The 7,137-nt window shown below is 65.9% G+C and carries 7 protein-coding genes; 1 reads left to right on the top strand and 6 read right to left on the bottom strand.

Going from position 1 to position 7,137, the window contains the following annotated elements; translation table 11 throughout:
• Positions 1-158 precede the first annotated feature (158 nt).
• Positions 159-767, bottom strand: coding sequence for a Uma2 family endonuclease (locus M3498_09495; protein ID MDQ3459514.1), 609 nt, complete (start codon positions 765-767; stop codon positions 159-161).
• 114 nt (positions 768-881) lie between these two features.
• On the opposite strand from M3498_09495, the gene lpdA reads away from it, so the two are divergent.
• Positions 882-2,276 (top strand): dihydrolipoyl dehydrogenase, encoded by a 1,395-nt coding sequence (gene lpdA, locus M3498_09490; GenBank protein MDQ3459513.1) that lies wholly within the window; start codon positions 882-884, stop codon positions 2,274-2,276.
• A gap of 76 nt (positions 2,277-2,352) precedes the next feature.
• Here lpdA and M3498_09485 read toward each other — a convergent pair whose 3' ends face one another.
• From M3498_09485 to M3498_09465, 5 genes are all read right to left on the bottom strand, one after another.
• Positions 2,353-2,631: a hypothetical protein gene (locus tag M3498_09485; protein ID MDQ3459512.1), complete on the bottom strand. Its 279-nt coding sequence runs from the start codon at positions 2,629-2,631 to the stop codon at positions 2,353-2,355.
• 61 nt (positions 2,632-2,692) lie between these two features.
• Positions 2,693-3,841 carry a bifunctional glutamate N-acetyltransferase/amino-acid acetyltransferase ArgJ gene (gene argJ / locus M3498_09480; GenBank protein ID MDQ3459511.1) on the bottom strand — a complete coding sequence of 383 codons (1,149 nt, stop codon included), beginning with the start codon at positions 3,839-3,841 and terminating at the stop codon, positions 2,693-2,695.
• 13 nt (positions 3,842-3,854) lie between these two features.
• Positions 3,855-4,916: an N-acetyl-gamma-glutamyl-phosphate reductase gene (argC, locus tag M3498_09475; GenBank protein MDQ3459510.1), complete on the bottom strand. Its 1,062-nt coding sequence runs from the start codon at positions 4,914-4,916 to the stop codon at positions 3,855-3,857.
• Positions 4,917-4,920: 4 nt separating this feature from the next.
• A complete protein-coding gene (argF, locus tag M3498_09470) occupies positions 4,921-5,856 on the bottom strand; it encodes an ornithine carbamoyltransferase (protein ID MDQ3459509.1) in 936 nt (311 codons plus the stop codon).
• 96 nt (positions 5,857-5,952) lie between these two features.
• Complete coding sequence (locus tag M3498_09465; GenBank protein MDQ3459508.1) at positions 5,953-7,125, bottom strand: prepilin peptidase; 1,173 nt, start codon at positions 7,123-7,125, stop codon at positions 5,953-5,955.
• Positions 7,126-7,137: the final 12 nt, after the last annotated feature.

The raw sequence follows: 7,137 nt of genomic DNA, 5'->3' as shown, positions 1-7,137 counted from the left end.
GCTTTGAGCGCTTCGGATCTGATAGGCCGCATCTCCGCGCGCTTCGGGATTCGTGACATCTCCGTGCAAGAACCTGATATCGAGACGACGATCAGAAACATCTATGAGCGGAAGCTGTTGGCTCAGGCAGGAACGTGACTCTTCACGCCCTACTGCAACTACCCTAGCTCACGCAGGTCAAGCGCAAAACCGGGCAGTACCGGGCCGCCGTCGAGAGTTTGGGGGTTCTCGAGCGCCTCGACCTCTTCAGGCCGGTAGATATAGGCGCGTTTAGAGTCTGGGTCGATGAGCCAGCCGAGTTGGGCGCCGCTCGCCATGTACTCCTGCATCTTGTCGTGTAGGGTCTTCAGGCCGTCGGTGGGCGAACGGAGCTCGAGCACGAAGTCGGGACACAGGGGCAAGAACTTTTTTCGCTGTTCTTCTGTGAGTATCTCCAGTCTTGACTTTTTCACCCAAGAGGCATCTGGCGAGCGCACCGCACTATTAGGCAGACGAAATCCAGTCGAAGAATCAAAGGTTGTGCCTCTACCGTCCTGCTTAGCCCAAAGCCTTAATTGCATATTGATTTCAGAGTTTCGGTCTCCGGTTTCTCCTCCTGCGGGCGGCATGACAATAAGTGCTCCTTGGGCGTCGCGCTCGAGGCGCAAGTCCGGATTTGAAGAAGAAAGCGCCAGCAGCCGCTCGTCGTCCAAAAAGTCGCTTGCGGGAAAGCGCAGGGTGATGGGGCCCTTCGCTTCGGCCGAGCGTTCGGGTAAGCTGACCGTCATGCCCCTACCATACTCCAAAAGCGCCTCTGCCGCCGCGTTCGTAAACGGGAGTCGGTCTATGGGCCAGGGGTTAGACTGGAGCGATATGCGTCTCGAGTCTTGAAGGAGGCTGGCATGGACTATGAAGTTCTCGTTATCGGTGCGGGTCCCGGCGGCTACCACGCGGCGATCCGCGCCGCGCAGATGGGTAAAAAGACCGCTTGTGTCGAGGCCGAGTATTTGGGCGGCGTGTGTTTAAATGTCGGCTGCATTCCGACCAAGGCTCTCTTGCATGTAGCAGACGAACTGCGCAGCGCCCAGCACGCGGGTGACTTTGGCGTTACCTTCGCCAAGCCCGACATCAACCTCGAGGCGATGAACAAGTGGAAGGACGGCGTCGTTAAAAAGCTGACGGGGGGAGTAGGCGTGCTCCTAAAGGGCAACGGGGTAGAGGTGTTTGACGGCACCGCCACCTTCAAGGACGCCCATACCGTCCAGATCGGCGACAAGTCGGTCAGCGCCGAAAAGATTATCGTGGCGACCGGCTCGGAGCCCATCGAAATCCCCGGCTTCGAAACGAACGGCGACACCATCGTCAACTCCACCGGGGCGCTGCTCCTCTCGGAAGTTCCTAAGCGGTTTCTGACGATTGGCGGCGGCGCCATCGGCCTCGAGTTCGCCGACATTTACCACGCCTTGGGCGCGGAAGTGACCGTGGTGGAGCTTTTGGACCAGATTGTGCCGACGAGCGACGCGGACGCCGCCAATGAGTTGGCGAAGTCGTTCAAGAAGCGGGGCATCACCATCAAGACCAAAACAAAGGCGGTAAAGTGCGAAGAGACGGCTGACGGCCTCGAGGTGACGCTGGAAAACACCGCCGGAGAGCAAGAAACCCTCACCGTGGACAAAATTCTGGTGGCGGTCGGGCGCAAACCCAGGGGGGCGGGTTTGGGGCTCGAGGAACTCGGCGTGACGGTCGAGCGCGGTTATCTTCCCGTCAACGAGCACATGCAGACCAAGGTGCCTCATATCTACGCCATCGGCGACGTAGCGCGGGCGCCGCTCCTCGCCCACAAGGCCATGAAGGAGGGCCTTGTGGCGGCGGAGCACGCCGCCGGCAAGCCCGCGGCCTACGACACCATCGTGCCCAACGTCGTCTACACCAGCCCCGAACTCGCCAGCGTCGGCATGACTGAAAAGGAAGCCAGGGAGGCGGGACGCGAGGTGAGAGTCGGCATCTTTCCGCTGCAGGCCTCGGGCCGCGCCATGACGCTCGGGGTAAATGAGGGCCTGGTCAAGGTCATCGGCGACGCTCAGAGCGACCTGCTCTTAGGCTTTCACATGGTGGGGCCCTCCGCCGGGGACATGGTCTCCGAGGCGGCCTTAGCCATCGAGATGGGCGCGACCCTAGAGGACATCTCGCTCACCCAGCACGCCCACCCCACCCTCGGCGAGAGCTTTATGGAGGCGGCCGAGGCAGCGCACGGCCTGTCTATCCACCTGCCCAAACCCAGGAAAAGAAAGGACTGAGTGCTGAGGACTGAGTAAAGACATCAGGGCGCCATGAATGTGGCGCCCTTGAAGCTGTCGAGAAGACACCGGCCCCTTATGGCAGGTTTTTGGGTGGGCTCTCGAGAAGCGTCAGGCCTCCGTCGATGACTTCAGCGCGGTAGGCCTTCATCTGCATGCCCTCCTCGCCGAAGTAAAGGATGTATAAGGTTTCTCCTGCCGCGGTAACGTCAAAGGGCATGGGAATACGAGCATCTTCCAGTCGTTCTTGAGCCTGAACGGGAGAGGCGTCAAAGAGTGGATAGAGAAGTCCGCAGACTCCGAGCACAAGGAACAGCAGCAGAAGTTTGGTCGTCCGGTCGGTGTGACGGGTCATGGTTGCCTCCACAATCTGGAAATGGCAAGCGCTAAGCGGTTTCCTGCTCGCAGTGTACTCCTTAGGTGTGATAATCGGCGTTGATCTTGACGTAGTCGGCGGTGAGGTCGCAGCCCCAGGCGCTGCCCCGCGCCCCACCGGCCGCCAGGTCCACCTCGATGAGCAGGTCGGGGCTGTTCATCCGCCTCGAGAGGGCGCCCGCGTCGAAGGGTCGCGGTGCGCCGCTGTAGACCAGGCTGCCTTGCAGCGCGATGCTCACCCGCGCCGGCTCGAACCCGGCCCCGGAGTAGCCGAGCGCGACCAGGATGCGTCCCCAGTTGGGGTCGTTGCCGTAGGCGGCGGCTTTCGCCAGTGGGCTCCGGGCGATGGCCCGCGCGGCCAGCTTGGCCTCGTCGGCGTTCCTGGCGCCCGTGACCACCACGGTGATGAGCTTGGTGGCGCCTTCGCCGTCGCGGGCGATATCGCGGGCGAGGTCCCCGCAGACTTGGCGCAGGGCGCTCACGAAGTCGCTCTGGTCGGCGTCCACCTGCGCGCTGCAGAGTAGGGCGGCCATGTCGTTGGGCGAGGTGTCGCCGTCGACGGTCACCTGGTTGAAGCTCTCGCTCACCACCCCAGGCCAGAGGCTGCGCAGCTCGGCCTGGGGAATGGCGGCGTCGGTCATCACGAAGGCCAGCATGGTCGCCATGTCGGGGTGGATCATGCCCGAACCCTTGGCGATACCGACGACCCGCGCGCCGCCCGCCAAGGTCACGGCCGCGAGCTTGGGCCGGGTGTCGGTGGTCATGATGGCGGTCGCCGCCGCGTCGGCCTCCTCGCCCAGGTTCTGGGCCAGCCTGGGCAGGGCGGCGCGGATGCGCTCCATGGGCAGCGGCTGGCCGATCACGCCGGTGCTGGCGGTCAGGACCTCGTGGACCCGCTCAACGCCAACCGCCCTGGCCGCTTCGGCGGCGAAGGCCTCATTGTCCAGGGCGCCCTGCTCGCCCGTCGCGCAGTTGGCGTTGCCGGCGTTGACGGCGACGGCGCGGACGGGCTGCCCCGAGGCGAAGCGCTCGCGGTTGCGGTCGATGAAGGGCGCCCTGACGAGGTTCCGGGTGGTCGTGAGCGCCCAGGCGAGCGGCATGGGCGCGTAGATGAGGGCCAGGTCGGGCGCACCCGAAAGCTTGATGCCGGCGGCGACGCCCGCCGCCTGAAAGCCCCTGGGCAGTTTCATAGATACACCGGTTTCACGGGTAGACCGCCGCCACACTCAGCCCCGCCGTCTCCTCGAAGCCGCACATCAGGTTCATGTTCTGCACCGCCTGGCCCGCCGCGCCCTTGCCGAGGTTGTCGAGGGCGGCGAAGGCGACGATGTGGCCGCTGCGGGCGTCCTTGCGCACGCTGATGAGTGTGCGGTCGCTGCCATAGACCGACTTCGTCTGCGGCAGCTCGGCCTGAACGTGGACGAGCCTCTCGCCCGCGTAGAAGTGGCGGTAGAGCTCGAGCAGTTCGCCGCCATCCGGGGCCGCCTTGGGGCGGGTGGAGCAGCTTGCTAAGATACCCCGCGTCATCGGCGCGAGGTGCGGGTTGAAGCTGACCAGGACTGGCTCAAAGGCGTCGTGGGTGGTGACCTGCCGCCCCGCGCGCCTGACCCGGCCCAGGCTGTTCTCGATCTCGGCGGTGTGGCGGTGCGTCCCCGCGACGCCGTAAGGCTGGTAATTTTCGTTGACGTCGCTGTAGTGAAAGCCTGTTGGCGGCGCCCGGCCCGCCCCCGACACGCCGGTGGCGGAGTGGACGACGGTGTCGGGTCCGAGCAGGCCGTGAGCGGCCAGCGGCGCCAGCGCCAAGGCCGCGGCCGTCGCGTGGCAGCCGGGGTTGGCCACCAGCCCGGCGCCTCTTGTCTCGCCGCGGTGCAGCTCGCTGAGGCCGTAGACGGCCTGGGCGCAGAGCGCGGGATAGGGGTGCTCCTTGCCGTACCAGCGCTGGTAATCCTCGGGCGAAAGGCGGTAGTCGGCGGAGAGGTCGACGACCCGCTTGCCCGTCTCCCGCGCCTCCTTGACGACCTCCAAGGCCGTGCCGTGGGGCAAGGCCGAAAAGATCAGCTCGCCGCGTTTCAGCGCCTCGCTCGAGCTGGTAAAGAGCAAGGACTCGCCGGCGAACTGCGGCCAGGCCTCGCCGAGGGCGCGGCCCTGGTACCGCCTCGAGCTCGCCGCCACCACCTCCGCGTTGGGATGATGCCTGAGCCGGCGCAGGAGTTCGGCGCCGCCGTAGCCGCTGGCACCGAGGATGGCTACGTTAAGCTTCGCCACGCCGCTAGCCGTCCGCCAGCAGGTGCACGAGCACCGCCTTCTGGGCGTGCAGGCGGTTCTCGGCCTGCTCGAAGACGCGGCTGCGCGGGTGGTAGACGGCCTCCTCGACGCACTCCTCGCCGTAGTGGGCGGGCAGGTCGTGCATAAAGATGCCGCGTGGGGACAGGCCGTCGAACCACTCGGGGGTGACGGTATAGCCCGCGAAGGCTCGGCGCCGCCTCTCGCTCTCCTCCTCGTGGCCCATCGAGATCCACACGTCGGTGTAGAGCACGTCGGCGCCCTGTGCCGCCTCCCTGGGCTCGCGTTGGATGGCGATCTTCGCACCCTGGCTTCGCGCCTTCTCGAGCACCTCCGTATCCGGATCGAAGCCCTCGGGACAGGCGACGGTGAGCTCGCTGCCGGCCAGCAGCGCAGCGTTGATGTGCGAGTTGCAGACGTTGTTGCCGTCGCCGACAAAGGTCACCTTGAGCCCCGCTAATTCGCCGAAGACCTCGCGAAGCGTCAGGTAGTCCGCCAGCAGCTGGCAGGGGTGCAGGAGGTCGGACAGCCCGTTGATGACCGGTACGCCGGCGTGCTCGGCGAGGCTGACCAGGGTGTGGTGGCCGTAGGTGCGGGCCATGATGCCGTCCACCCAGCGCTCGAGGTTCTTCGCCACGTCCTTGATCGTCTCGCGCACCCCGGCGCCGATGTAGTTCTGGCTCAACAAGACCGAGTGGCCGCCGAGCTGGTACATGGCGATGTCGAAGGTCGAGCGCGTGCGCAAGGACTGCTTCTCGAAGATCATGGCGATGGTCTTGCCGGCCAGAAGGGGAGGCCTATCGCCCGCCTTGAAGCGCGCCTTGATGTCCGCCGCGCTCGCTAAGAGGGCATGAAACTCTTTCCGGTCGAGGTCGCTGAGCGCCAGCAGGTCGCGTCCCTTGAGCATGGGTTGGATGGTCATGATGGGGGCGTGGGCGGGATGGTCATAGGGGTCTCCGCAGGGCAGGATTGAAGGCGCGCGGACCTTCGGCGACCTTGATACTATATAACCTTGATACTATATACAAGCGCCTGCAAAAGCAAGCAGAGGCCCTTGGACCACCCCGAGCAGACCAGCGTACCAGCGGATGAGGGCCGGGCCGTAAAGGAGCGCGAGGACGCCGCCCAAGGCCAGATAGGGCCCAAAGGGCACCTGGCGGCCGCCGCCCAGGGCTGTGGCCGTCACCCCTCCCACCGCGCCCAGGACGAAGGACAGCAGGAGCGCCACCAACAGGCTCTGCCAGCCGAGCATGGCGCCCAAGACGGCCGCCAGCTTGACGTCGCCAAAGCCCATCGCCACCGGCTCGTCGTCCTCCTCGGCGATGTCGGCGTCCGGTTTCTCGCCCGTCTTCAGGTCCCGCAGCCACCAGTAGGCGGCGCCCAGAACGGCGACCCCTCCCGCCGCGACGAGGGAGCCGCCGAGGGCGGTCAGCACGTCCACCGTTAGCCCCAAGGCGGCGAGCATGAGCGCGCCGAGCCAGAGGGCGTAGACCGCGGCCTCGGAGAGGCGCAGCGGCTTGCGGGTCGCGAGGCTGGCGAGGAGCGAGAGGCCGGCCAGTCCCAAACCCAAGCCCCAGCCGTAAAGGGCGCCGCCCAGAGCGGCCAGGTTGACCTGGTCCATGCCGACGGGCCAGAGGCGTTCCTGGGTGTCCGCGAAGCGCCGCAAGACGAGCCCGCCGAGGCGGTTGACGAGCACGATGAGGCCCGCGCCCAGAGCCCCGCCGAAGAGGGCCCCTGCAAAGGTCGGCAGGCCGCTCGCTGGCTCGTAGACGAAGGTCGCTCCCAGGGCGAAGGCGAGGGCGGGCAGGGTCAGGCTGTCGGGCAGGATGTGGTGGTCTAAGTCGATAGCCGAGGCAATGACCAGCAGCGCGTAGAGCGCCAGGAGGGGCAAGGCGGTGAGGCCGTAGAGCTCGAGGGGAAAGCGCCAGGCCAGCCCCGCAAAGCCGAGCGCCATGACGACCTCGACGAGCGGGTAGCGAAAGGGAATCGCTGCCCGGCAGTAGCGGCAACGGCCCCTGAGCGCCAGCCAGGAGAGGATGGGGACGAGGTCTAGAGCGCCCAGGCGGTGATTGCAGCGCGGGCAGTGCGAGCCCGGAAAGACGATGGACTCACCCCGCGGCATTCTCCAGACGACGACGTTGGCAAAGGAGCCGATGAGCGCGCCGAGAAGCCCGGCAAGGAGCGCGAACACGAAAGGCATTAT

Source organism: Deinococcota bacterium, assembly GCA_030858465.1.
Lineage (GTDB): Bacteria > Deinococcota > Deinococci > Deinococcales > Trueperaceae > JALZLY01.
Note: the sequence above shows the minus strand (reverse complement) of the source record. Positions and strands in the feature narration are given on the sequence as shown.